This is a genomic window from [Clostridium] aerotolerans DSM 5434 (genome assembly GCF_000687555.1).
Taxonomy (GTDB): domain Bacteria; phylum Bacillota; class Clostridia; order Lachnospirales; family Lachnospiraceae; genus Lacrimispora; species Lacrimispora aerotolerans.
The window spans coordinates 122,411-148,595 of sequence record NZ_JHWJ01000001.1; the positions used below are offsets into that span (position 1 = coordinate 122,411).

Annotated in this window: 18 protein-coding genes and 1 pseudogene; 16 read left to right on the forward strand and 3 right to left on the reverse strand. The window is 41.1% G+C overall.

Annotated features, from left to right (window positions below; translation table 11 throughout):
• The first annotated feature begins 44 nt into the window (after positions 1–44).
• From vanR to T546_RS0100645, 9 genes and pseudogenes are all read left to right on the forward strand, one after another.
• Positions 45–746 carry a VanR-ABDEGLN family response regulator transcription factor gene (vanR, locus tag T546_RS0100605; protein WP_026889957.1) on the forward strand — a complete coding sequence of 234 codons (702 nt, stop codon included), beginning with the start codon at positions 45–47 and terminating at the stop codon, positions 744–746.
• Positions 747–1,152: 406 nt separating this feature from the next.
• Positions 1,153–1,842 (forward strand): annotated as a pseudogene (locus T546_RS0100610) (sensor histidine kinase); the annotation flags it as partial.
• A 178-nt stretch (positions 1,843–2,020) separates the two neighbouring features.
• Positions 2,021–3,070: a D-alanine--D-serine ligase VanG gene (gene vanG, locus T546_RS0100615; protein WP_026889959.1), complete on the forward strand. Its 1,050-nt coding sequence runs from the start codon at positions 2,021–2,023 to the stop codon at positions 3,068–3,070.
• A complete protein-coding gene (locus T546_RS0100620) occupies positions 3,067–3,834 on the forward strand; it encodes a M15 family metallopeptidase (RefSeq protein WP_034597393.1) in 768 nt (255 codons plus the stop codon). The genes vanG and T546_RS0100620 overlap by 4 nt, the downstream gene beginning before the upstream one ends.
• Positions 3,827–5,968 (forward strand): serine racemase VanT catalytic subunit, encoded by a 2,142-nt coding sequence (gene vanT / locus T546_RS0100625; RefSeq protein WP_026889961.1) that lies wholly within the window; start codon positions 3,827–3,829, stop codon positions 5,966–5,968. The genes T546_RS0100620 and vanT overlap by 8 nt, the downstream gene beginning before the upstream one ends.
• A 533-nt stretch (positions 5,969–6,501) precedes the next feature.
• Positions 6,502–9,588, forward strand: a complete 3,087-nt coding sequence (locus tag T546_RS26070) for a glycoside hydrolase family 48 protein (protein ID WP_051629492.1) — start codon at positions 6,502–6,504, stop codon at positions 9,586–9,588.
• 409 nt (positions 9,589–9,997) lie between these two features.
• Complete coding sequence (gene hypB / locus T546_RS0100635; protein ID WP_026889962.1) at positions 9,998–10,666, forward strand: hydrogenase nickel incorporation protein HypB; 669 nt, start codon at positions 9,998–10,000, stop codon at positions 10,664–10,666.
• Between the two features lie 70 nt (positions 10,667–10,736).
• Complete coding sequence (locus T546_RS0100640; protein ID WP_026889963.1) at positions 10,737–13,427, forward strand: FAD-dependent oxidoreductase; 2,691 nt, start codon at positions 10,737–10,739, stop codon at positions 13,425–13,427.
• A gap of 20 nt (positions 13,428–13,447) precedes the next feature.
• Positions 13,448–13,789, forward strand: a complete 342-nt coding sequence (locus T546_RS0100645; protein ID WP_026889964.1) for a hydrogenase maturation nickel metallochaperone HypA — start codon at positions 13,448–13,450, stop codon at positions 13,787–13,789.
• Positions 13,790–13,872: 83 nt separating this feature from the next.
• Here T546_RS0100645 and T546_RS0100650 read toward each other — a convergent pair whose 3' ends face one another.
• The gene (locus T546_RS0100650) at positions 13,873–14,112 is read right to left on the reverse strand and encodes a hypothetical protein (RefSeq protein ID WP_026889965.1); all 240 of its coding nucleotides are present in this window, start codon (positions 14,110–14,112) and stop codon (positions 13,873–13,875) included.
• 187 nt (positions 14,113–14,299) lie between these two features.
• On the opposite strand from T546_RS0100650, the gene T546_RS0100655 reads away from it, so the two are divergent.
• A complete protein-coding gene (locus tag T546_RS0100655; RefSeq protein WP_026889966.1) occupies positions 14,300–15,019 on the forward strand; it encodes a glutamine amidotransferase-related protein in 720 nt (239 codons plus the stop codon).
• Positions 15,020–15,111: 92 nt separating this feature from the next.
• The gene (locus T546_RS0100660; RefSeq protein ID WP_026889967.1) at positions 15,112–17,457 is read left to right on the forward strand and encodes a beta-galactosidase; all 2,346 of its coding nucleotides are present in this window, start codon (positions 15,112–15,114) and stop codon (positions 17,455–17,457) included.
• On the opposite strand, the gene T546_RS0100665 is transcribed toward T546_RS0100660, so the two are convergent.
• Entirely contained in the window at positions 17,454–18,335 is an 882-nt protein-coding gene (locus tag T546_RS0100665) for a LysR substrate-binding domain-containing protein (protein ID WP_026889968.1), read from the reverse strand. The two genes, T546_RS0100660 and T546_RS0100665, sit on opposite strands and share 4 nt — an antisense overlap.
• A gap of 146 nt (positions 18,336–18,481) precedes the next feature.
• On the opposite strand from T546_RS0100665, the gene T546_RS0100670 reads away from it, so the two are divergent.
• Complete coding sequence (locus T546_RS0100670) at positions 18,482–20,038, forward strand: nitrite/sulfite reductase (protein ID WP_330371837.1); 1,557 nt, start codon at positions 18,482–18,484, stop codon at positions 20,036–20,038.
• Positions 20,039–20,123: 85 nt separating this feature from the next.
• On the opposite strand, the gene T546_RS0100675 is transcribed toward T546_RS0100670, so the two are convergent.
• Positions 20,124–22,178, reverse strand: a complete 2,055-nt coding sequence (locus tag T546_RS0100675; RefSeq protein ID WP_026889970.1) for an alkaline phosphatase family protein — start codon at positions 22,176–22,178, stop codon at positions 20,124–20,126.
• A gap of 270 nt (positions 22,179–22,448) precedes the next feature.
• Here T546_RS0100675 and T546_RS0100680 point away from each other — a divergent pair, with 270 nt between their 5' ends.
• From T546_RS0100680 to T546_RS0100695, 4 genes are all read left to right on the forward strand, one after another.
• A complete protein-coding gene (locus T546_RS0100680) occupies positions 22,449–23,396 on the forward strand; it encodes a LysR family transcriptional regulator (protein WP_026889971.1) in 948 nt (315 codons plus the stop codon).
• 173 nt (positions 23,397–23,569) lie between these two features.
• Entirely contained in the window at positions 23,570–24,157 is a 588-nt protein-coding gene (locus tag T546_RS0100685; RefSeq protein WP_330371838.1) for an ABC transporter permease, read from the forward strand.
• 21 nt (positions 24,158–24,178) lie between these two features.
• Complete coding sequence (locus tag T546_RS0100690; protein WP_026889973.1) at positions 24,179–25,291, forward strand: taurine ABC transporter substrate-binding protein; 1,113 nt, start codon at positions 24,179–24,181, stop codon at positions 25,289–25,291.
• Positions 25,291–26,097, forward strand: a complete 807-nt coding sequence (locus T546_RS0100695) for an ABC transporter ATP-binding protein (protein WP_051629493.1) — start codon at positions 25,291–25,293, stop codon at positions 26,095–26,097. Before T546_RS0100690 ends, T546_RS0100695 begins: the two co-directional genes overlap by 1 nt.
• Positions 26,098–26,185 lie beyond the last annotated feature (88 nt).

The window sequence follows — 26,185 nt, forward strand, 5'->3', positions numbered from 1 at the left end:
AATCATCCATACCATAAAAAATCATAAGGAGGAAAAACCATCATATGAATGAATCAATTTTAATCGTTGATGATGAAAAAGAAATAGCTGATCTGCTTGAGGTATACCTTAAAAATGATGGCTATACAGTATATAAATACTATGATGGAATAGAAGCTCTTAAATGTATTGAATCTAAAAAGCTGGATATGGCTATTTTAGACGTTATGCTGCCTGGTATTGATGGTTTTCGTATATGCCAAAAAATCAGAGAAAACTATTTTTATCCCGTCATTATGCTGACGGCTAAGATAGAAGATACAGATAAGATCATGGGGCTTACGTTAGGAGCAGACGATTATATCACAAAGCCTTTTAATCCTTTAGAGGTCTTGGCAAGAGTAAAAACCCAGTTACGACGCTATGTCAAATATAACAACAACTCCAGGGAATTTTTAAATATAGAGAAAGACGAAATTGATATTAACGGTCTGGCGATTAATCGAGTAACCCATAAATGTAAGCTGTTTAATAAGGATATTACACTAACGCCCATTGAATTTTCTATTCTCTGGTATTTGTGTGACAATAGAGGCAAGGTAATATCATCGGAAGAACTTTTTGAAGCAGTCTGGGGAGAAAAATACCTGGATAATAACAATACGGTCATGGCTCATATCGGAAGACTGAGAGAAAAATTAAAAGAGCCAGCAAAAAATCCTAAATTTATTAAAACTGTATGGGGGGTCGGCTATACCATTGAGTAAATCATCAAGGTCCAGATCAAATTATAAAAGCCAGATAAGCAGAAGTATTGCACTCCAATATTTTATAGCCTTAGGTTTCTTTTTTATTGCTTTTCTTTTCCTTTCATTTATAGCATATATACTAGCATCAAATTATTCATGGTATCGAAATAATCCGCTTTATGGAATATTTCGATTTGTAAGGGATTATATTGTTGTTTTTTTAGGAATTCCAATGATAGCAGGCTGGTTTTATATCACGTATTATTTTGTGAAAAAGCCGCTGTATTATCTTGATCACATTATCACTGCATCAGCAAAGCTTGCAGCCCCTACCACGGAACAGATTATACTTCCCGATGTTTTGAAAACAGTTCAGGATGAACTGAACCAGGTGAGGGAAATGGCTTTGCGTAATGCGCAGCTTGCAAAAGAAGCAGAACAAAGAAAAAATGATCTGATTGTGTATTTGGCTCACGATTTAAAAACACCCCTCACCTCGGTGATTGGATACCTTACTTTGCTGCGTGATGAAACTAAAATATCTGAGGAGCTTCGGGTAAAGTATCTATCCATTTCCTTAGAGAAGGCGGGACGACTGGAGGATTTAATCAATGAATTTTTTGAAATAACAAGATTTAACCTCTCAGGCATTGAACTTCAGTATAGTAATGTGAACTTAACAAGGTTGTTAGAACAACTGATATTTGAGTTTAAACCAATGCTGCTAGATAAAAATTTAGAATGCAGATACAGCATTTCTCCCAATATAATAGTGAAATGCGATGCAGACAAAATACAGCGGGTATTTGATAATTTGCTGAGAAATGCGGTATATTACAGCTTTGAGCGGACTGCAATCGAGATTAACGTAACACAAACAACCTCCCAGACAATCATAAAGTTTTTAAATCATGGAAACACAATTCCAAAGGAAAAACTGGAAAGGGTATTTGAACAATTCTACCGGCTGGACTCAGCACGTGGTACAAACAATGGAGGAGCCGGGCTTGGACTTGCCATTGCGAAAGAAATTATATCCCTCCATCAAGGGACCATAACCGCACATAGTGAAAATGAAATCGTGGAGTTTACGGTTACATTGCCTCTTTTGTAGGAAAATTGTTAGAATTAACATATAAAAACAATAGAATTCCATATGGTGAAACAAATAAATAGCACTCTTGTTATTGATACAATTATTGTGTCAGAGCAAGGGTGCTTTTTTTATTCATAAAATCAAGCGGAGAGAACAAGTACTCATTACGTACAAGGGCATAAAAAGGAGAATTACAATGGAAAAGAAAAAAATAGCAGTCATTTTTGGAGGAAATTCCTCTGAATATCAGGTATCACTTCAATCGGCAGCCTCTATTTTTGAACATATGAACAAAGAAAAATACCAGATCATTCCAATTGGAATTACAAGAGATGGTGAGTGGTTTCATTATACAGGTGATTACAAAAAGATAAGGAACGATACGTGGCTTGATGAGCCACAATGCCTGCATTCCGTGGTTGTTTCTCAGAATCCTTCGGTAAAAGGTTTTTTGGAATTTTTTAAAGACAGATACACTGTTATGAAAGTAGATGCAGTCTTTCCGGCTTTGCACGGAAAAAATGGAGAGGACGGAACTGTACAGGGATTATTTCAATTGGCTGGGATTCCGATTGTTGGCTGCAATGTGCTCTCTTCCTCGCTTTGCATGGATAAAGACAGGGCGCATAAACTGGTTGGACTTGCAGGCATATCGGTGCCAAGGTCCATTACCTTTCAATACTTTGAAATGGAGGCAGCTTTACTGAAAATATCAGCAGAATTAACATTTCCGCTTTTTGTTAAGCCAGTCAGAGCAGGCTCCTCATTTGGAATCACTAAAATATATAGTCAGGCTGAATTAGAAAGAGCAGTAGAGGTTGCACTTAAATATGATAGTGAAGTAATTGTGGAAGAGAACATAGATGGTTTTGAAGTGGGCTGCGCTTTATTGGGAAATGAAGATTTGACGGTTGGCAGAGTTGATGAGATAGAGCTGACCAATGGTTTTTTTGACTACACCGAAAAATACACCTTGAAAAGCTCCTTCATCCATATGCCTGCAAGAATTGATTTTGATACTGAAAAAAGGATACAGGAAACAGCAAAGTTAATTTACAAAGTACTTGGCTGTTCTGGATTTGCCAGAGTGGATATGTTCCTTACCCCCTCCGGGGAAATCGTATTTAATGAAGTGAACACAATCCCTGGTCTTACCACTCACAGCCGTTATCCTAATATGATGAAAGGAATCGGGTTGTCTTTTCCTGAAATGCTGGACAAGCTGATGGGGTTATACATTTTATGATAAATATCATTGGATTACCAAAAGAAAAGATATATACCGGAAACCTGCTTCTGGTAAATGGGGCTTCTCCCTTGCGTTCATCCAGGGAAAATGAGATGCAGCCTGTTGATAACAGATACCCCCATATCCTTATGCGGCGGGAAGCCGTCAATGCACTGCATTTGGTTCTGCAAAAAATAGGCTGTAAGGATGAGATTGTACCTGTCAGCGGCTATCGCTCTGCTGCGGAACAAACGGAGATTTACGAAAACTCCTTAAAAGAAAATGGGAAAGAATTCACTGATAAATTTGTTGCACTGCCTCATCACAGTGAACATCAGACCGGACTTGCCATAGATTTAGGGCTTAATAAAGATGATATCGATTTTATCTGCCCCCAATTTCCCTATGAAGGAATTTGCAATGAATTTCGGAAAACAGCCTTGCAATACGGATTTATTGAACGATACCCCAAAGGAAAAGAAAGCATTACCGGTATAGGTCACGAACCATGGCATTTTCGCTATGTAGGCCATCCCCATGCAGAAATCATTCATAATCACGGGTTCGTACTGGAAGAATATCTGGAATACTTGAAGCAGTTTTTATACAATGAAAATCATTTGAAGTTAAAGAACTTAAGCGGAGAATGGGAGATATTTTATTTACCGGCGAATGTAACAGGCGAGACAACAGTAACAATGAGGAACGATGTCATTTATCTGGTGTCCGGAAACAATGTTGATGGATTCATCGTGACAATCTGGAGGGAAACAAGTGAATAACAAGAAACGCTATGCAGGCATTGATTCTTTCCGGTATATAGCAGCACTTTTAGTAATAGCAATCCATACTTCGCCCTTGTCTTCCTATAGTGAGATGGGAGATTTTGTATTAACACGGATAATCGGCCGGGCAGCGGTACCATTTTTCTTTATGACATCGGGGTTTTTTCTGATTAAAGAATACTCTTATAATGAGGAGAAGCTAAGGGCATTTGTAAAAAAGACATCAGTTATTTATGGACTTTCCATTGCAGCTTATATTCCATTGAACCTATATAATGGCTATTTTACCATGGAGAATTTATTTCCTAATATTATGAAAGATATTTTCTTTGATGGTACGCTGTATCATCTTTGGTATCTCCCTGCTTCCATCATCGGAGCAGTCATTGCGTGGTATCTGGTAAAAGGGCTTGGCTTTAAAAAAGCATTTATGGCTGCTATGGTACTCTATGTCATAGGATTGTTTGGAGATAGCTATTACGGTGTTTCCGAAAAGCTGCCATTTTTAAAAAGCATCTATGGTCATCTGTTTCAAATATTTGATTACACAAGAAATGGCATTTTGTTTGCTCCCGTCTTTTTTGTATTGGGTGGGATCATAGCCAGGAATCCTGGCCAAGGCTCTTGGAAAAAGAGTCTGGTTAAGTGTATGGGTTCCTTTCTTTTGATGCTTGGAGAGGGGCTTTTGTTGCATCAATCTGGTTATCAAAGGCATGATAGTATGTATGTTATGCTGATACCTGCTATGTATTATCTGTTTTCTTTCTTGTGCTCTTTTACAGGGGGAAAATCCTTACCCCTTAGAACAGCTCCTCTTATCATATACATGATTCATCCCATGGTAATTGTCATGGTCCGAATGACAGCTAAGATGATGAGCTTGCAATCTGTTTTTATTGAGAACAGTGTCATTCATTATGCGACAGTCAGCGTTTGTTCCATTTCCTTTTCTCTATTCCTTGCCCTGTTCATACAAAAAGTGAGGAATAAAGGTAGCATACAAGATAAAAAATCGAAAAGCAGAGCCTGGATAGAAATTAATTTAAGCAGCTTGGAAAACAATGCAAAAGAGCTTCAAAGTAAGATGCCTGAAAACTGCAATCTAATGGCAGTTATAAAAGCGAATGCTTATGGACACGGTGCCTTCGCTGTATCGACTTATTTAGAAAAATCAGGGGTCAAATCATTTGCGGTCGCTACCATAGACGAAGGAATTGAACTACGAAAATATGGAATACGAAGTGAAATACTGATACTTGGATATACCAGCCCTCTAAGAGCGAAAGAGCTTTATAAATATCGTCTTACTCAGACCTTAATCGATCATCATTATGCCAGACTACTTAATCACCAAGGCTACAAGGTGAGTGCTCATATTAAAATCGACACAGGAATGCACCGCCTTGGCTTTGACGTTTCTGATCATGAACATGTAATAGACGCGTTTAAAATGAAACAAATAAAGGTCACTGGAATCTATACTCATTTGTGTGCATCTGACAGTCTTTCCTCAGAAGATGTAACGTTTACAGCAATGCAGATAAGGCGGTTTTATCAGCTGGTAGACATCATTGAGAATTCCGGTTATAAGTGCCCTAAAATACACATTCAGAGCAGCTATGGCTTACTTAATTACCCGGAACTTAAATGTGATTTTGTAAGAGCTGGCATATCTCTTTACGGAGTATTAAGCAGTGCCAAAGATCAAATAAAAACCCAGCTTAATCTACATCCAGTTCTTTCACTAAAATCCAAAGTGGTTCTTTTAAGAAAGGTAACCATAGGGGAGAGTGTGGGATATCATAGAACCTTTGTGGCATCAAAAGACAGTACCATAGCTGTAATACCCATTGGATATGCAGATGGATTGCCAAGAAATTTATCATCTGAAAGCAGACATGTGCTTATGAATGGTAACCTGGCACCAATTGTGGGACGTATTTGTATGGACCAGCTCATGGTTGATGTAACGGGCATAGAAGGTGTGAAAGTTGGTGATATTGTTACATTCATCGGTGAAGATCATGGCAAGGCGTTGCTGGCACCGGCGATTGCGGATAACGAAGGCAGTATATCCAATGAATTGTTCAGCCGAATAGGTACAAGGTTAGAAGTAATAACAGTAGAATAAATCCCTAAGACCAGGCCATAGCCTTTGCATTTGTTTACCCATTGAAAGACAATGCAAAAGCCAATGGCCTACTTCTATTTTTACGGTTATAGAAAAAATTACAACAAAAATAGAGGGAGAATGAGGAATAAAATGTGTTGAAAATTACGAACAGAATCGGATTTATTACATACAATTAGCTTATTAGCAATAAAGTGATAAATTAATACTGGACAATAAATGAATGAGTTAAATAAATATTAGATAAATAGCTGAATAATATAGAAATTCTAAGGATAACCATAAGCCATAACATATGTATTTATCCTTGCTTCATAAAACAAATAAAACACTTAATATATACAAAAATCAGACACACAACTATGGACAAGAAAGGAGTAAGAAGTTTTCATTGGAACTTTCAATTCATTCGGATAGGTGGATATTCTCCTGTAAAAAACGAAAAAAGGAGGGTGAGAGGTGAGGGGTGTTACACAGGTAAGGATCCGGCTGATGAAGGAATTGTTAGATAAAAACTAAGAGGAGGTTACAGTATGATACATAAGGAATTATTTAAAGGTAACAAACCAACTTGTAAGGTTCATGTTCATGCTTTCTTAACCAGAGAGAGGAGGAAACGAATTGCTAAGCTTTTGATTGCAGCTATGGTTCTACCAAGCATGTTGACCACAGGCTTTGGACCAGCGATGCAAAGTAATGCAGCAGAAAGTAAAGCAAAAGGCACAGACGAATATCAAAACAGGTTCCTGGAACTAAGAGAAGATATTGTGGATCCGGAAAATGGGTATTTCAGCTCTAAGGGGATTCCATACCATTCTGTTGAGACTTTGAATGTGGAAGCTCCCGATTATGGACATGTAACTACCAGTGAAGCGTTCAGCTATTATATTTGGCTGGAGGCTATGTATGGTAAATTCTCAGGTGATTTCAACGAATTTAAAACGGCCTGGGATAAAGCAGAAACATACATGATTCCAACGGATAAAGATCAGCCGGATTCCAGTATGAGCAAATATTCAGCCAGCAAGCCCGCTACCTATGCTCCTGAATTTGAATTACCGGACAAATATCCTGCACCATTGAATTCCGGTGCAGCAGTTGGTGTCGATCCCATTAACAGTGATCTTGTTTCTACCTACGGCAAGGGCACCATGTATGGAATGCATTGGCTGTTAGATGTTGATAACTGGTATGGTTTTGGAAGCAGAGCTGATGGTGTGACAGCTCCATCCTATATCAATACATTCCAGAGAGGAAAAGAGGAATCCGTATTTGAGACAGTTCCGCAGCCATGCTGGGACGCAATGAAATTTGGCGGCAAGAACGGTTATCTTGATCTTTTTACAGGAGACAGTAACTATGCAGCTCAGTTTAAATATACAGATGCACCAGATGCAGATGCCAGAGCCATTCAGGCTACTTACTGGGCAGACGAATGGGCGAAAGACCATGGCGTTAACCTTGGAACCTATAACAAGAAAGCCAGTAAAATGGGTGATTATTTAAGATACGCTATGTTTGATAAATACTTCCGCAAAATTGGTGCTCCTACTGTAGCCGGTACCGGATATGATGCAGCTCATTATCTGATGTCCTGGTATTATGCATGGGGTGGCGGAGTAAACGCTGACTGGTCATGGAAAATCGGTTGCAGCCATAATCACTTTGGTTATCAGAACCCAATGGCAGCCTGGATTTTATCAGAAGATAATAATTTAAAACCTCAATCCCAGAATGGAGCCAGAGACTGGGAAAAGAGTCTTGACAGACAGCTTGAATTCTATCAGTGGCTGCAGACTTCTGAAGGTGCAATTGCAGGCGGAGCCAGCAACTCTTATAATGGCCGTTACGAAGCATGGCCAGCAGGAACATCTACCTTCTACGGTATGGGCTATGAGGCCAACCCTGTTTATGCAGATCCAGGAAGCAATACCTGGTTTGGTTTCCAGGCATGGTCCATGCAGCGTGTCGCTGAATTGTATTATAAGACAGGAGATGCCAGAGCAAAAGACCTTCTGGATAAGTGGGTAGGCTGGATTAAGACAGTGGTAAAACTTAATAGTGATGGAACCTTTGAAGTTCCAAGCGGTCTTGATTGGTCTGGACAGCCTGACACCTGGACTGGAACTTATACCGGAAATCCCAATCTCCATGTAAAAGTTACTGGTTACAGTGCAGACCTTGGTGTCTCTGGTTCTCTTGCAAATACTTTACTGTACTACAGCAAAGCATCAGGTGATGACGAATCAAGAGTACTGGCTAAGGAACTGTTAGACCGTATGTGGACATTATACAGAGATGATAAGGGACTTGCAGTACCAGAAAAAAGAGCCGACTTTAAGCGGATCTTTGATCAGGAAATCTTTATCCCAGCCGGTTGGACGGGAAAAATGCCTAATGGCGATGTAATTAAACCTGGAGTTAAATTTATTGACATTCGTTCCAAATACAAAACTGATCCAGATTATCAGAAGCTTCTCACTGCTTATAACAATAATACACCTGTAGAATTAACTTACCACCGTTTCTGGGCACAATGTGATATTGCAATTGCAAATGGTGTATATTCTCTCCTTTTCGGTGATGGCAATGAACCCGTAAATAATTCTGCAATTACTCCTATCACAGCAGTCTTTGATAAGAATGTTACAAAGCAAAAAGATATATCTGTAGAACTCACCTTAAATGGGAATACCTTTAATGGAATTAAAGATGGAAGCACTGTTTTAACAAAAGGTACCGATTATACTGTAACTGACAACACAGTGAAATTATCAAAAGATTATTTGGCAGATAAGAGTGTTGGTGAGTTAAAGCTGACCTTTGATTTCTCTAAGGGTGTTGATCCTGTACTTACCGTAACCATTACAGATACGACTCTTGGCGGAACCATTACGCCGACCACAGCCACGTTTGATAAGAATATTGAGAAGCAGGCGGATATTGAAACTACATTAGATGCAGCTGGTCATACACTGAAAGGCATTAAGCTTGGAGGTCAGACGCTGGTTGAAGATGTAGATTATACAATTTCTGGAAGCACCATCACATTCTTAAAAGAATCACTTGCTAATCTTAAAAAAGGAACCTACAAAATAGTATTTGATTTAAGCGCAGGAACCGATCCGGTGCTGACTCTGACTGTAGTAGATACCACCATTTCACAGGGTAGTATTAAGGTACAGATGTTTAATATAACAACCGCAGAGCAGAGCAATTCCTTGAGCCCGAAATTCAAGCTCGTCAATACTGGTACAGAGAGTATTGATCTCTCTGAAGTGAAACTCAGATATTATTACACCGTGAATGGAGATGTCGGCCAGAACTTCTGGTGTGACTGGTCCTCCATTGGCAGCAGCAATGTAACCGGATCCTTTGTTAAGATGTCAAATGCTGAGACAGATGCAGATCATTATGTGGAAATCGGATTTACATCTGGAGCAGGCAGTCTGGCAGCAGGACAATCCTTAGAAATACAGACAAGAATAACCAAAACTGACTGGACAACCTATGATCAGTCAGATGACTATTCATTCGCAGGCTCCGGAAGCGGCTATGCGGATTGGTCAAAGGTTACAGCATATATCTCTGACAGCTTAAACTGGGGAGAGGAACCGTAAGTTTAATTTAGAAATACAAGATAGAAGTCCTTGTAATTAATGAAAAGAGCCAGCGTATCTATAATTAAATTCTCAAAGGCATTGATTTAAGATATAACTTAAATCGGGCTGCGGAATTTCAATGGATATGCTGGCTTTTTTTTGCTTCTGAAAAAGCCAATAAAACAAACGCATACGCAGGTAAGAGCGCTCTGGCATTGGTCATACCAGAAATTAGTACGATTTTTTCATACATTCTCACAAAAATCAAACAAGGAAATGCACTATAATGACTATTATTTTTTGCAATATTGCCAGTTGGAGAGGTTTATTTTATAATACTATTGATGGAAAAATTAACTAAATAATTTAGCTGGTTGAACCAAAACACTTATGAAAAAAAGAGAATGCAAAGAAAGGAGCGTGAAACATGGAAGATTATAAGATTCTAGAGATAAAAACAAGTGTCTTTGCTGACAACAGCATACAAGCCGGAAAGCTTCGTAAGGAATTAAAGGATAAAAAGGTCTTTCTTCTTAATCTCATGTCCAGCCCTGGTGCTGGAAAAACCACCACCCTGACCCGTACGATTAATGCCTTAAAAGACCGCCTTACGATTGGTGTTATGGAAGCGGACATCGATTCCGACGTGGATGCCTGTACCATTCAAAAAACTGGTGTAAAGACCATTCAGCTTCATACGGGCGGTATGTGTCATCTGGATGCTGAAATGACCCGTCAGGGATTAGAAGGGCTTGATACAGAAGGTCTTGACCTTGTTATCTTAGAAAACGTGGGCAACCTGGTATGTCCAGCGGAATTTGATACCGGCGCAGTAAAGAATGTTATGATCCTCTCCGTACCGGAAGGAGACGATAAGCCCCTTAAATATCCCCTGATGTTTTCCATTTGCGATGTAATACTAATTAATAAGATGGATGTAGTGTCATATTTTGATTTTGACATGGAAAGATGCAAAGCAAATATCAGACTTCGGAATCCCAATGCGAAGATCATTCCCATCAGTGCACAAAAAAACGAAGGCTTAGAGGAATGGACCAACTGGTTAGACAATGCAGTAAAAACCTGGTGTGAATAACAAAAGCAAAAAGATCTTAAAAAGATAATCATAAACTTCAAAGGCGCAAACATGCGCGGGAAAGGAAATTATGAGTGAATTAAGACCTAAAATCGTAAAGCTTGCAAAGATGGTAGGCGGTATTGCTGGAGCTATGAACAAAATTGATGAAAATTCTCCCGAATACTATTCTCTGGACTGCGTAGTCACAGATGATATGGCTGATATTGCTATGATTATAGGGCTGCGAAAACCTCGAACCTTCGAATATGTCGCGAAGCGCTCCGGAAAGAGTAAGAAGGAGACTAAGGCTCTCTTAGATCAGCTGGCCTATACTGGCGTCGCCAAGGTATGGAGGGATAAAGAAGATCATAAAGAAAGGTTTTTTGTAAATATTTTTGCCCCTGGTATGTTAGAGATGATGGTAAATAACCGGGAGCAGCTTAACGAACATCCTGAAATCGGCAAGGCATTTGAAGAATATACCAGACTCCGTCTTGCGCCTATGGCATCAAAATTTCCACAAGGCATGGCAATGATGCGTGTGATTCCGGTAGAAGAGGCTATCGAGGATATTCCTGGTACAAAGCCCTGGGAACGTCTTTCCTATTATCTGGACAAATATGATACATTTACAGTCTCAGACTGCTCCTGCCGCCAGTCGCGCCGGGTAATCGATGAAGGCTGCGGACATTTGGAAAAGGACATCTGTATCCAGATGGGAGAAGGAGCCGAGTATTATATAAAAACAGGAAGAGGCCGCCAGATTTCACGGGAAGAAGCAAAAGAAATTATTCAATTTGCAGAAAACAACGGCCTGATGCATGAAATGCCTCATACCGACGGACTTGGTGAATCCGCTGCAATCTGCAATTGCTGTGGTTGTTCCTGCTTCTCCTTGCGTCTTGCAACTCTTTTTAACACTCCAGATGCCATCCGTTCTAACTTCACCGCAAAGGTTGACAAAGAAAACTGTGTTGCCTGTGGTCAGTGTGTGGAAAATTGTCCAGTTAATGCATTAAAACTGGGTCAGAAGCTCTGTTCCAAAACACCTGTTATCGTAAAGGCAGAACCTACCGCCCGTGACCATATTTGGAATGAAAGCAACTGGAACGTGGATTACCGGGAAAATCGGAAAGATGTTACAGAAGAAGGCACCTCCCCTTGTAAAACGGCATGTCCGGCTCATATTTCCGTTCAAGGCTACATAAAGCTGGCTGCTTCCGGACGCTACCACGAAGCATTAGAACTGATAAAGAAAGAAAATCCGTTTCCTGCTGTCTGCGGACGAATTTGTCCTCACGGTTGTGAAAGCGAATGTACCAGGGGAGATATTGATGAGCCGGTTTCCATTGACGAAATCAAAAAGTTTATTGCGGATAAAGAATTAGATGGTTCTATCCGCTATATTCCGCCCATGCGTTATAACCTTGGTAATAAGATTGCGGTGGTTGGTTCAGGACCTTCCGGCCTTTCCTGCGCCTATTATCTAGCAATTGATGGATATCAGGTAACCGTATTTGAAAAGGAAGAAAAGCTTGGTGGTATGCTGACTCTTGGGATTCCCTCCTTCCGTCTGGAAAAGGAAGTGATCAATGCTGAAATCAACGTACTGCGGGACATGGGAGTTACCTTTAAAACTGGAATTGAAGTAGGAAAAGATATCACTCTGGACCAGCTTCGGAAAGAAGGTTATGAGGTCTTTTATCTGGCAGTCGGAGCACAAGGTGGCAGAAGTCTTTCGATTGAAGGGGAAGAAGCGAAGGGCGTAATCTCCGGTGTTGATTTCCTTCGGGACGTGAATCTTGGAAAAAAGGTTGAGCTTTCTGGTAATGTAATAGTGATTGGCGGGGGGAATGTAGCAATTGACGTAGCCCGTACCGGAACAAGACAGGGGGCCGCTTCTGTTCATCTTTACTGCCTGGAAGATTTAAGTGAGATGCCAGCATTACCGGATGAGATTGCAGAGGCCGAAGAAGATAACGTTTTCTTTCACAACGGCTGGGGACCGAAACGAATCCTGACGGAAGATGGAAAGGTGACCGGTGTGGAATTTAAACGTTGCATCCGTGTATTTGATAAAGACCAGCGGTTTGTGCCAGAGTACGAAGAAAATGATACCATCATGGTAGAAGCGGACACCGTACTTCTTTCCATAGGTCAATCCATTCAGTGGGGCGGATTACTCTCAGAAAGCAAAGTTGAGCTAAAAGGGAATGGTACTGCCATAGCCGATCCTTTGACGCTTCAGACATCGGAACCAGATGTGTTTGTGGGAGGTGACTGTTTTACCGGGCCCAAGTTTGCCATTCATGCCATTGCAGCCGGTAAAGAAGGTGCAATTTCCATACACCGTTATGTACAGCCAGGCCAGTCCCTTGTATTTGGTCGGGACCGTCGTGAATATCATGCATTTAATAAGAGCAACGTTGCCATTGGTCTACAAGATTTTGATATGACTCCTCGTCAGAGACCGGGCCATTCTCCTGAGAAAAAGGGCAGCTTTTATGATGAACGTATGACATTTACAGAGGAACAGTTAAAAAAGGAGACAGAACGCTGCCTTGGCTGTGGTGCAGTAGAAATCGATAATTATATGTGTATTGGCTGCGGTATGTGTACGACCAAATGTAAATTTGATGCCATTCATCTGGAGCGAATCTATGACACCGTTCCAAATACCTATGAAAAGCTTCCTATGAAGATAGCCACCAACGCAATTGTACGTACCGGAAAGATTGCAGCTACCACCTTGAAAGAAAGCGTTGGCAGAAAAAGCTAACGAGAATAGGAGAGGTAACAATGCATGAGCTTGGTGTATTAAACTCTATGGTTCATACCATCGAGCGTATCGTAAAGGAGCAGAATGTAACAGAGGTCCATAAGCTTGTCATCGAAGTTGGCGAGCTTTCCGGTATCGTGCCCAGATACTTAGAGCAAAGCTGGCCCGCTGCGTCCTATAAGACTTTTATGGAAGGAACGAAGCTGGAGCTAATCGTTATCCCAGGTATTGTTAAATGCAAAGACTGCGGCAGGGTATACAATGCCGTTTACAGTGATTTAAATTGCCCTGACTGTGGCAGTAACGATATGGAGATCCTGGAGGGCAATGACTTGATAATTAAGGAAATTGTATGTAACTGATGGATTCTAACTGGATATAACGCTATCACGATAAAGCCGCAATCCCATTAGAAAGGACTGCGGTTTTATTTGTAATTACATATTTATTTCCAACTGGAAAGCCATGTCTTGTCATTTGCGACCGCATTTACTACTTCTTCGCCGGATTTGAAATTATCAAAGGTTCCGTTGCTGATTTCATTGATAACTTTACTTAACAGCTTTTCATAATAAGCTTCTGGGGTAACCTCGGTTGTGGTCTGATCAAAATGCTGTTGGGATTCCGAAGAGGCGATACGTGCATATTCATCTTTTACTTGGGAAATGAGTTTATCACGATTCATATAATTTGCTCCTTTGCATCGATAGTTTATTATTATCTTTACCATTATTATGGTTATTATTTACGCGCAAAGTGATATTATGCAAAAGAATACAGTCATGCTAAAAGGAGATAAAATTCTATTAAAATAAATATAAAAATCAATCCTAACGTGTTATGATACAATAAAAATGAAAGGGGTTATTAGAGTGCATATACATTTTATTATTCATGAAGTGTTCGAAGGACCGGGAGCATTTTTATCATGGGCAAAGATGAGAGGACACAGCATTGGTTATTCCAGAGTATATAAAGGAGAACAGCTTCCGCTTTCCATGGAGAACATCGACTTATTAATTGTAATGGGCGGTCCCCAATCACCAGGTACAACGGTTGAGCTGTGTCCTTATTTTGATGCTGCCGCAGAAATAGCCTTAATCAGGAAGTGTATTCATTCGGATAAAGCAGTCATAGGGGTATGCTTAGGGTCCCAGCTTATTGGTGAAGCATATGAGGCGAAATGTGAGAAAAGCCCTGAGAAAGAAATTGGTTGTTTTCCAATCACTTTAACAGAAGCGGGAAGGGAAAATGAATTCTTTTCTCATTTCCATGATGTCAGTATGGCAGGCCATTGGCATAATGATATGCCCGGACTAACTAAGAATTGCCAGGTGGTTGCTTACAGTGAAGGATGTCCCAGACAGATTGTACAATATGATACGTTTATCTATGGATTTCAGTGTCATATGGAATTTACTCATGAACTGGTGGAACTCTTAATTGAACATTCAGAAATAGAACTGCAAAGGGATAAAAACAGGAAGTTTGTACAGCAGGCAGATGAATTAAGGCAAAATGATTATACAGCAATGAATCATAATTTATTTGTGTTCTTAGATAAGTTCACAGCCAAATATCTACAGAATTAAAACATCATTGGTTCCACGGCCCTATCCTCATACTCATAAGAATAACAGAACATAGTTAGTTGGTGGAATATGTCCAAGGCAAAGGAGAATAAATGAGCAATTATAAAATCTCTTTAAAAAATTTTACAGAAAAGAACATATTTGAACTATCGGACAAGTTTCGTGGCAGTGATCCAAAGGGAAATGTAATTTCGTTCACAAACTATTATATGGAAATAAACGGAACGCCTTTCTATGGGATCAGCGGAGAGTTCCATTTCAGCCGATGCGAAGACGCATATTGGGAAGATGAGATAATCAAGATGAAAATGAATGGAATCAATATCATCTCCACTTATGTATTCTGGATTCACCATGAGGAAGAAAAGGGGGATTTCCGATTTGACGGCAGGCGTAATGTCCGCCGTTTTATTGAATTATGCAAGAAGCATGGTATGTTTGTAATCATACGGATTGGTCCCTTTAACCATGGAGAGGTACGCAATGGAGGCTTTCCAGACTGGCTTTACGGTATGGATTGTGAACTTAGAAGCCTTGATGAAAGGTATTTATTCTATGTGCGTCGTTTGTTTAAGGAATTGGGGAAACAGTTTGACGGGTTATATTACAAAGAGGGAGGGGTCATCATTGCAGCCCAAATTGATAACGAATACCAGCATTCTGCAGCGGGATGGGAGATAACAACTGGAGTTTCTGAGGAATGGATTCCTACAGGCGCGGACGGAAATAATTACATGTTAAAGATAAAGGAAATGGTAAAGGAGGCTGGAATCGACGTCCCATTCTATACCTGTACGGGGTGGGGAGGTGCGGCGACTCCTACGAAAGAAATGCTTCCACTTTGGGGAGGGTATGCGTTCTGGCCCTGGATTTTTTATTCCCACAAAGGGGAGCACCCTGTGACGCCAGAATATATCTATCGGGATTTTCATAATAATGAAGTTCCAAAAACATATAACTTTGAGCCCTTTTACCAGCCGGAATCCATGCCCTACGCCTGTTGCGAGATGGGAGGGGGGATGATGTGTAGTTATAATTACCGTTTTGTCCTGCCATTTGAAAGTGTGGATGCCATGGCTAATGTAAAGCTGGCTTCTGGCTGTAACCTCCTGGGTTACTATATGTTCAAGGGAGGTACGAACCCCAAGGGCCAGAAGACTCCATTTTTAAATGAGAGCCAGGTACCTAAGCTGTCTTACGATTATCAGGCACCAATAGGTGAATACGGCCAGAAGCGGCCTTCTTATGACAGACTAAAGCGCATCCATTTATTTGTTAGGGAATGGGGAAAAAAACTATGCCACATGAAGACCTTTCTTTCAAGTCAAGGGGAGAACATTGATCCGGCGGATGTGGAAACCCTCCGTTTTGCAGTCCGGTATGATGGAACAACCGGTTTTGTCTTTCTTAATAATTATCAGGATCATGTTCCATTAAAGGAGAAAAAAGACTGTACCATCTCCGTTCAAATAAAGGAAGAAGAGATAAGGATTTCAAATATATCTCTGGCTGCTGGTGAAAATGCAATTCTTCCAATTGGATTGGATATGATGGGAATCCAATTAAAATATGCAACGGTACAACCACTGACCATCGTGAGAGCGGAAGACGATACCACTTATTTCTTCTTTTCACCCGAAGGGTTAACGCCCCGCTATGTTTTTGATGCAGAAACAGTAAAGGGAGTGGAGGGAGAGCATAGGCAGGAAGGAAAGGATAAAACTATAGAAATATATCCAAAGCAGAATGAGATGGATGTATTTATTGTAAAAGGAATTAAATCTAAAATCAGAGTTGTAACTCTGACCGCGAAAGAGAGCTTGAATTTTTATAAAATAAAGTTAGGTGAAAGTCAATTTGCAGTTTTGACAGCAGGAACGCTTCTCCAGGAAGGGAAAACACTGCGTATTGAATCAGAAAGAGAAAAAGAACCCATTTATTTTTGGCCGGAAGTGAAATTGGAATGGAATCAGGATAAGGATAAGGATAAGGATAAGGGTCAGGTTAAGGCTTTTCTGGATATGGGAATATTCAAAGGAGTTCTTCTTGGCAGAAAGAAAAAGGAGTTACCAGTGGAGGTCAGGCAGATTGGACCAGCCCGTTATACCATAAAAGTACCGGATCATTACATGGAGGGAATCAAAGAGCTGATTCTGGCAATCCAGTATAGAGGAGACATTGCTCACCTCTTCATTGATGGAGACATGATAGCGGATAATTTCTGCAACGGGCAGCAGTGGGAAACGGGACTAAGATTGTTTGAAAAACGTCTGACAGGTGAAAGAATCACTCTTCTAATCACTCCTTTAAAGGAAGGAAGCAACATCAATGTAGAATCTACAATGGCAGGAAGAAAAGAAGAAGTGAATAAAATGGTTGCCAGTGTTGAGAAAATCTTCTTAAAACCTGTCTATGAATACAGGCTTGAAGTAGATTAACTTCCTTCATTTTTATGCAGCCGTTCAAGAAACAACTCCACTGCTTTTGGTAAATTGTTTTCATGAATGAGATAGGAAAAATATCTATAATATTGATTTTTTAACGGTATGATCTTAACTTCTTTATGCTTCACTGATTCCTCCACCACTAAAGAAGATATAAAACTAATCCCCATATGATTTTTAACAGCTTCTTTAATGGCATAGTTGCTTCCTAACGTAATTAAATTTTTAGGAGATATTCCATAGCTGTTTAAAAATATGTTTAAATTTTCGCCGGTACCAGAGCCTTTTTCCCGGTGGATCCAGGTCTGATTTGATAAGAAGGTTTTAAGCTCGGCTCCTTTCTCGTATTGAAATGAAATCGGAGCCACAATGACCATGGAATCCTTATAAAAATTATGATAGATATAATTCTCTACCGGCACAGTACCTTCGATTAAAGCAATATCAATATCACGATTTTTAAATTTCTCATAGATATGCTCTGTATTTTCAATTGTCATATCCAATTTAATATTTGGATATGTTTTCATGAATTCACTTAATATAGAAGGGAGTAGAAATTCTCCAATGGTCATACTGGCGCCGATTCTTAACGTCCCACAGGGAGATTGGTCCGATTGTAAAAGCTCTTCTTTTGTTTCATCCAGTACAGATAAAATCTGTTTCGCACGTTTGTATAGTAAATCTCCCTGAGCTGTAATAAATATGTTCCTTTGCTTATTGGAACGTTCGATCAGCCTGGTATGAAAGTAATGCTCCAAGTTAGAGATATGAAGGCTTACACTTGGTTGGGATATGTTAATTGCAACAGCGGCTTTTGTAAAGCTTTTCTTATCGACTACAGCTATGAATGTTTTCAATTCTTCGATCAAAAGGAATACCTCGTATTTTCTCTTATATAATAAATAAGGCATTAGAAATATTAATAGGTATAATAAAAAATAAATATTATACTTATTGGTTTAAACACAGTATACTATATCCAAGAATATGATGCAATAAGCATAAGGAGTGGCGGATGGTGAAATCATTAGACGAGATATTATTGGGTGAAATTGATGGGTTTCGGGAGCTGGGACATAAATTTTTGACTGGCGAAGTAAGTAAGATGGATTTTAAGGGAGCATCCGGTGGTATGGGGGTATATGCTCATAGAAACGGCAAGGAATTAATGATTCGATTTAGAATTCCATCCGGCGTTGCTCGGTTAGAAGCGCTTCAATTTATTTACGAATATGCTGCAAAATATGGCGCGGAAACGATTCATCTTACAACACGCCAGGCAATCCAGCTTCATGGGATTGATATAGATGAGGTTTGCGAAGTGATGGAGGCGGGAATCAAGCGTGGAGTATATACAAGAGGTTCCGGGGGTAACTTCCCAAGAAACATTGCACTTTCTCCCTTATCAGGTGTGGAAAAAGATGAGGTGTTTGATGTTACATCCTATGCATTGGCGGTGGGAGATTATTTCTTGCAAAAGATTTATACATATAAGCTTCCAAGAAAATTAAAAGTTGCATTCTCCAATAATGCAGAAGATGCGTCTCATGCAGGGGCAGTTGATCTTGGATTTCTTGCGGTAGAGGAAAACGGTAAGAAATATTTTAAGGTTTATGTAGCAGGAGGACTTGGAAGAAATTCTAAGCTTGGATTAGAGTTCCCCGAACTGATTGAGCTTAAAGATGTGTTATATCATGTAGAAGCGGCTACACAGATATTTATAAGTGAAGGGGATTACCAGAATAAAAGCAAAGCCCGTATGAGATATATCGTTGATCGTATGGGAGCTGAAGAATTTATGAAATGTTACAAAGAACATCTTGAAAAAGTAAAAGAAAGCCAGGTGCTGACGCTTTCTGTCAATGAGAAGGAATATAACAAAGTGGGTTCAAAGACAGAAGTTAACAGCAGCCGCTTATATGAGCAAAAACAAGATGGATTATATAGTGTTTATGTTCATCCAGCTGGAGGACAGTTATCTCTAAGTGATTTAAAGCTTATCATCGATCAGGTAAGGGAGATTCCAGAAGCAGAGATCAGACTTGCCATGAGCGAGGGCTTCTATGTAAGAAATCTAGACGGACAGGAAGCAGAGAAAATCCTGGAACTTACCAAGCACATAGGTGGAGATAGCCGGCTGGAGAGGTCCGTTGCCTGTATTGGTGTTCCAACCTGCCAGATTGGTCTGCTTGAAAGTCAGGAAACATTAAAAGAAGTAATCACTTATTTCAAAGAGAAGAATTTTACTGAGGATGTATTACCTCAAATCCATATTTCGGGTTGTTCCAATTCCTGTAGTGCCCATGAAATCGGTGAAATCGGTTTCTGTGGTAAGAAGTTAAACGTACAGGGAGAAGTAAAGGATGCCTTTGAACTGCATTTAGGAGGAAGACTTGGTTTAGGAAATGCAAAGCTTGCTGATTATTGCGGAGATATTCTAAGAGAGAGCTTGCCTGAGTTTTTATATGAGCTTGCGTCTGATATTTCAAAGACAAAGAAAGATTATAATAGCTGGATGGAAGAGAATCAGCCACAGCTAGAGAATATTTTGGATCATTATATTATAAAGTAAGGAGGCAGTGCTTCTGGCAGGAAATCAATCACGATTCCATGTCAGAAGCACCACCTCTTTTTTGTTGCCGATCATTCAGACTCAGTTAAAATCCCTCTGATAATATCTGGTAAATGGGTGCACCTTCACACTGGGAAGGAATTTTAGTTCCAAGTAGTACTGCGATGGTAGGTGTCACATCCACCTGACGGATAATCCGGTCTGTAGTATAGCCTTCCTTGATTCCTTCCCCGGCTGCAATAAATACCGGAGAAACTGAGGTGTTGAAATATCCGTCTGCGGTGGTGAGGCCATCTCCGTGTAGTCGGTTGAATCCTTCTTCAATGGTAAAGAAGATATCGCCGCACTCCGGTCCGTTGGTGCCAAACAGAACCGCATCTTTATTTCTTAAAGCAACTCCCACGACACGCTTTTTGGTGTATGGATCTCTGTATCCATATAAGTCTGATATGATTTGTTCTTCCAGCTGGTATTGTTCTTCCGGCTCCACGATTCCATGTTTGTCCCTGCCCTTTAGATTTATGTAGATATAGTTGCTTCGGATCTGCACGGCCCGGGTCTTCTCCCAATCGATTTCATCCATGGAATTGCCCTGCGCATCTTTTTTAAGGACTGTATATCCCAGTTCCTCCATAACTTTTGTATTTAAGCCTCCGTATTCTCCGAGAATCGGCGGTACATTTTCGCCCACCAGAAGTCCGTGGTCGGAAACGATAAAAATGGTAAAGCCTTCATCCAGATAGTGGAGGAATCGTCCCAGATAGTGATCCGTCTGTATATAGAACCGTTCAATGAGCTCCTGGTAGATCTTTTCATCGGTATGATTCCAGGGCTCCAGAGTCTTTGCCAGATGCCAGATCTGGTGTCCGGCACAGTCAATGTTGTGGAGGTGGCTGAACACCACATCATATTTTTCATTGTCAATTAAGTATTCCAGGCTGTCGGCCTGCCACTGGCTGTAAATATCCCAGGAAGGTTCGAAAATCTGGTCTACTAACTCCGAATCCTCTCCCCCGATCAGACTTACCGGAGGAATGTTTCCCACGCCTTTCATTAGTTCATCATAGAGTGAAACAGGATGCCAGAGCATCGTGTTTGTGGTGTCAAGGGCATTGCTGATCCAGAGGCGCAGATTGGAGCCATCGGGACTCAGTTCCAGTATCTTATAGGATCTGCAGCTTGGTCTGGTATTTCCTTTTTTCGTGGCGTTGTCTATGACACCGGAAATCATTTCTCCCTTTGGAATGGTGACAAACGGTTCTTTCTCGCTTTTGGAATGGTATAAAGAGACCTGATCATAAATTCCTGATTCATTTTTGGTGATCAGTCCATAGCGTTCTTCCTTGCCGCCTGAGATAAGAATTGTGAATTCCAGTCCATCTTCGGAAGCGGCAGCCCAGTCTGCGGCGGGCTTAATGGGAGAGAAGATCATGTCATAAGCGACCTTGGCGCCAATCATCATCTCCGTATCCTCAAGATCCTTTACATAGGTTCTGATTTCTCCGCCGCTTCTTGCTGCATCTCCCCACCATAGCTCCATCATTTCATCATCGTCCGCATTTTCTTCGGATATGACCTGGTGTAAATCCGTAATATTGCAGCCTACGCCTGCCGCTTTTTGTGTATGAGGCACAAAGCGTAAGGATCTGGTGCTTGATGAGGCGTAAACGATCTTTTCCCAGTCCATCTGAGCGACTCCCATATTTACGGAGCCAGGCTGTGTACCATCTACCACATGGAGCAGGGGACTTTGAGAGGTTGGCGGCCAGGAGGAACCGGGCCAATGCCATACCAGGGTTTTTAATCCCTCTTCCGTGGTTACGTTCCAAAGCTGCTGTGCTTTGCAGTTTCTGGAATCCATGTTATAGACCACCGCGTCCAGATTATCCGGTGACTGGCGCCAGTAGCAGGTGATGCCATGTGTTCCAGGATATGCACCAGTTGCAAGGGTGGTCCAGCAGGGGGGCGTAATTGTGGGGTGAGCACCCAGCATCTCAAGTCCCTGTCTGGCAGAGCCGTTTAAGAGGTATTTTTTAATATTTGGCAATTTGCCTTCTTTCACCATTCTTCTTGTAGTAACAGGGTCCATCCCGTCGATTCCCAATACGATCAGTTTCTTTGTTCTTGCTTCTCGGTTCATGTTTACCTCCTTACAGATAAATAATTATATTATAAACCATCAAACATACTTGAATAATATGAAAATAATATATGGGGTATCGAAAATTATGATAATCCCGTTGTATCAAGGGGAAAACAGGTTTTTTCGTTTTGAGAGAATTAATAATACATATAAACATGTTGACAATGTAGGTTTATCGGTTTATTATGTTGATAATTTATCGCATATAATCTGAGATTTGTAACGGTACTTAATAAAAAGCTGGTAAGGAGAGTGGGGAGAAGGAATTTGAAAATTGAACAATTGTATTTGTTTAAGGAAGCTGTAAAATATAATTCGGTTTCTGCGGCGGCAGAAAAGAATTTTATGTCTCAATCCTCGGTAAGCTCTTCCATTATCAATCTGGAGAAGGAGCTTGGAACGGAGCTTTTAAGGAGAAGCAATGCCGGTGTATCTCCTACGATAACGGGAGAACTGGTACTTCAAAAGGCGGAGGACATTTTAAAGGCGATTGACGATATCACAGAAATGGCAAAAGAGCAGCATAAGGCCGGAGAAATCAGCATTGCCAGCATTCCCTGCATCTGCGACTGGATTATTCCGGCTACGGTGCGGAGTCTGAAGGAAGATATGACAGATATTCTTTTTTCCGTAACCACAGGAGAAAGCAGTCAGGTTGCTCATGATGTTTCTTCCGGAATCGCTAAATTTGGTATCCTGATTCATTACGGTGAACTAAAGCGGAGCACGGATCTTAAATACACGCCTCTTTTTAAGGATGAATATGTGCTTTATGTAGGGAAAAGTTCTCCTTATTGGGAAAAGGAAAGCATTACCTATGGGGAGCTGCTGGAGGAGCCTTATATCGCTTACCGGGATGAATTTAAACGATATAACGGTGGTCTTACCAATATGATTGGCTCGGGTAAACTTCCAAAGGTGGTTTTCCGCACCGATAATCTGGATTCGATTAAGAGCATGATTACCTATAATCAATATGTGGCTTTTTTTCCTCGCCGTATGTCGGAAAATGATTTTTATGTTCAAAACGGTCTTATAAGGAGACTGGCGGTTTCCGATAAAAATCTGTCATTTGAGGTGGGATATGTGGAGAGTACAAAGTACAAGATGAAAAAGCTAGACAGGATCGTATTAAAAGCGGTCAAGGACACGGTCCGGGGAATGGGGGCCGAAGTAAGCACCACTGGAAAGGAGAGAGAACAATCAAAAGGCTAAATGAAAAACACGTCATCAGCGTTTTTACCGGAGTTGTCATTCTAACAGTCTGGATCGCGGCGACCTGGAATAACCGGATTTCAAGTATTATTATTCCCTCGCCTGCTGCAATTGGAAGCTGTTTTATAAATCTACTTCAGGACGGCTATAAGGGGCATTCCTTATGGGCCCATATGGGAGCCAGTTTAAGAAGGCTTTTTATCGCTTACTTTTTCGCCGTTATTACAGGAACGACCCTGGGGCTGTTAAGCGGATATTCAGAAAGGGTACGTGCGGTTTTTGAACCCATCATTGCATTTATAAGGCCGCTTCCTCCTTTGGGCTATTATACCATCATCATTTTGTGGATGGGGATAGGAGACGGCTCCAAAATACTTTTATTGTTCCTTGGTGCCTTAGCTCCCGTTTTTGTGTCCTGTGTGGCAGGAGTCACAAGGGTAAAGCAGGATTATATTAACCGGGCCAGGACCCTGGGGGCCAGCAAAGGGCAGATATTCCTCCATGTAATACTTCCTGCGTCTCTTCCTGACATATTCGTGGGTTTAAGAAATGCCATGAGTGTGGCTTATGCCACTTCCGTGGCGGCGGAAATGGTAGCGGCGGTATCCGGTATTGGCTGGATGGTTTTAGATGCAAGTAAGTATCTTCGCAGCGATGTCATCTTTGTGGGGATCATAATCATGGGTATTACAGGGATACTGCTAGACAGAATTCTTCTCTATCTGGAAACCAGGATCGTATTCTGGAAAGGTAAATATTAATCATAATCGGGAGGTAGTAATATGAAACGTACAAAGAAAATAGCACTTTTAGGTCTTGCATCCATTCTTTCCATCCAGTTGTTCGGCTGCGGTTCAAAGAATACCAGTTTAAGCAGTGAGTCTTCCACGGCAGGGAATGTATCCGAAGCTGCAAATAAAGATCCCATCACCGGAGAGATATATCCGGATCAGATTAACGTCGGAATTATAGAAGGGGGACCGGAATCCGCCATTTTACTGAAAGAGGATTTTCTAAGTGATATCGGGGTTAAGGTAAATGCAGTTACTTATTCAGCAGGTACAGATATTAACAATGGAGTGGTATCCGGGCAGGTGGACGTGGCTTCCTTTGGTTCTTCACCCGTAGCGCTGGGGATCGCCAACGGAATCAAATATAAAGCAGTATATGTTCCTTATGTACAGGGTGGGAATATTGAAGCTTTGGCAGTAAAAAAGGACTTAAATGCAGCCAGTGTGGCAGATTTAAAGGGAAAAACCATTGCGGCCCCATTTGGAACGACCGCTCATTACGCTCTTTTAAATGCCCTTGAACTGGGAGGCTTAAAAGCCGGTGACGTGAAACTTCTCGATATGGGAGGCCAGGACATAGTAGCGGCCTGGACCAGGGGAGATATCGACGCGGCATACATATGGAGCCCGGCCCTTGATGAATGCTTAAAGAATGGTACGATTTTGACCAATGACGGGGAACTGGCCAAACAGGGAGTTCTCATTCCTGAAATTGCTGTTGCGGAAGTTGGATTTTCCGAGAAATATCCTACCCTTGTAACCCGTTATGTGAAGGCTCTCATGAATGTTCATGATTTGGTAAAGGAAAATCCGGATCAGGCTGTGAAGGATGTGGCTGACTGGGAAGGAATTTCAGAGGAAAGCGCCAGAGGCCAGATCAATGATAACATATGGGTATCCGGAGAAGAGCAGCTGTCTGAGAGTTATCTGGGAACGGCGGATAAGAAAGGAAAGCTGTTTGATACCTTAAAAACCATTGCGGAGTTTCATCACTCTCAGGGCAACATAAACCAGGCTCCTGATGAAAAGAGCATCGCCAATGCGGTAGATCCATCTTTTGCAGAACAGGCTTTAAAGCTTAATACAGGAGGAGCGGGACAATAATGGCAGAGGAAGAAGGAAAGAGTTTTTACGAGACCGCCAATGAACTGATTTCCATTGATCATGTGTCATTATCCTATGATAAGAGCAGCGGCCAAAGTCCTGCGATCTCTGATCTCAATTTGAACATCTATCAGGGGGAATTCGTATGTGTCATGGGACCAAGCGGCTGCGGAAAAAGTACGCTGTTAAATATTCTGGCCGGTTTTATCTCTCCCACGGAAGGGACGGTAAGGCTGAACCAGAAGGAGATTAAGGGCATCGATTCCCAACGGGGAGTTGTCTTTCAGCATCCGCCTCTCTATGAATGGTATTCCGTCCGGAAAAATATTGCCTTTGGACCAATGGTGAAAAAGGTTTCAAAAAAAAAGATAGAAGAGGATGTAAAAATCTATCTGGATCAGGTAGGCCTTACGGAATTTGCGGATAAAAAGGTGTATGAATTATCAGGAGGAATGAGACAGCGGGCAGCCATTGCCAGCGCTCTCATCAACAATCCGGATATTTTGCTGATGGATGAACCCTTTGGCGCTCTTGACGCTCTCACAAGAGAACAGATGCAGGCATTGATCCGTAAAATATGGTGGAATTCAGGAAAGACCATCTTTTTTATCACTCATGATGTGGATGAAGCCCTGCTTTTAGGAACCAGAATTCTTGTTATGTCCAGGCGGCCAGGAAAAGTCATTGCTGATTTCCCAGCACAATTTACCAGAGATTTCATTGAGGAAAATTCCGATGATGCCCGGTATACGGAGAAGTTTCACCAAAAAAGAAAATATGTACTTCAGCTGATTAATGAACAGTAAAGGAATGGCCGCAGGCATTTTTGCCTGTGGCCTTAATTTTTTAATCTAGTAACCGGAAACCATGTTCTTGACATTTGACAGAAGTTGT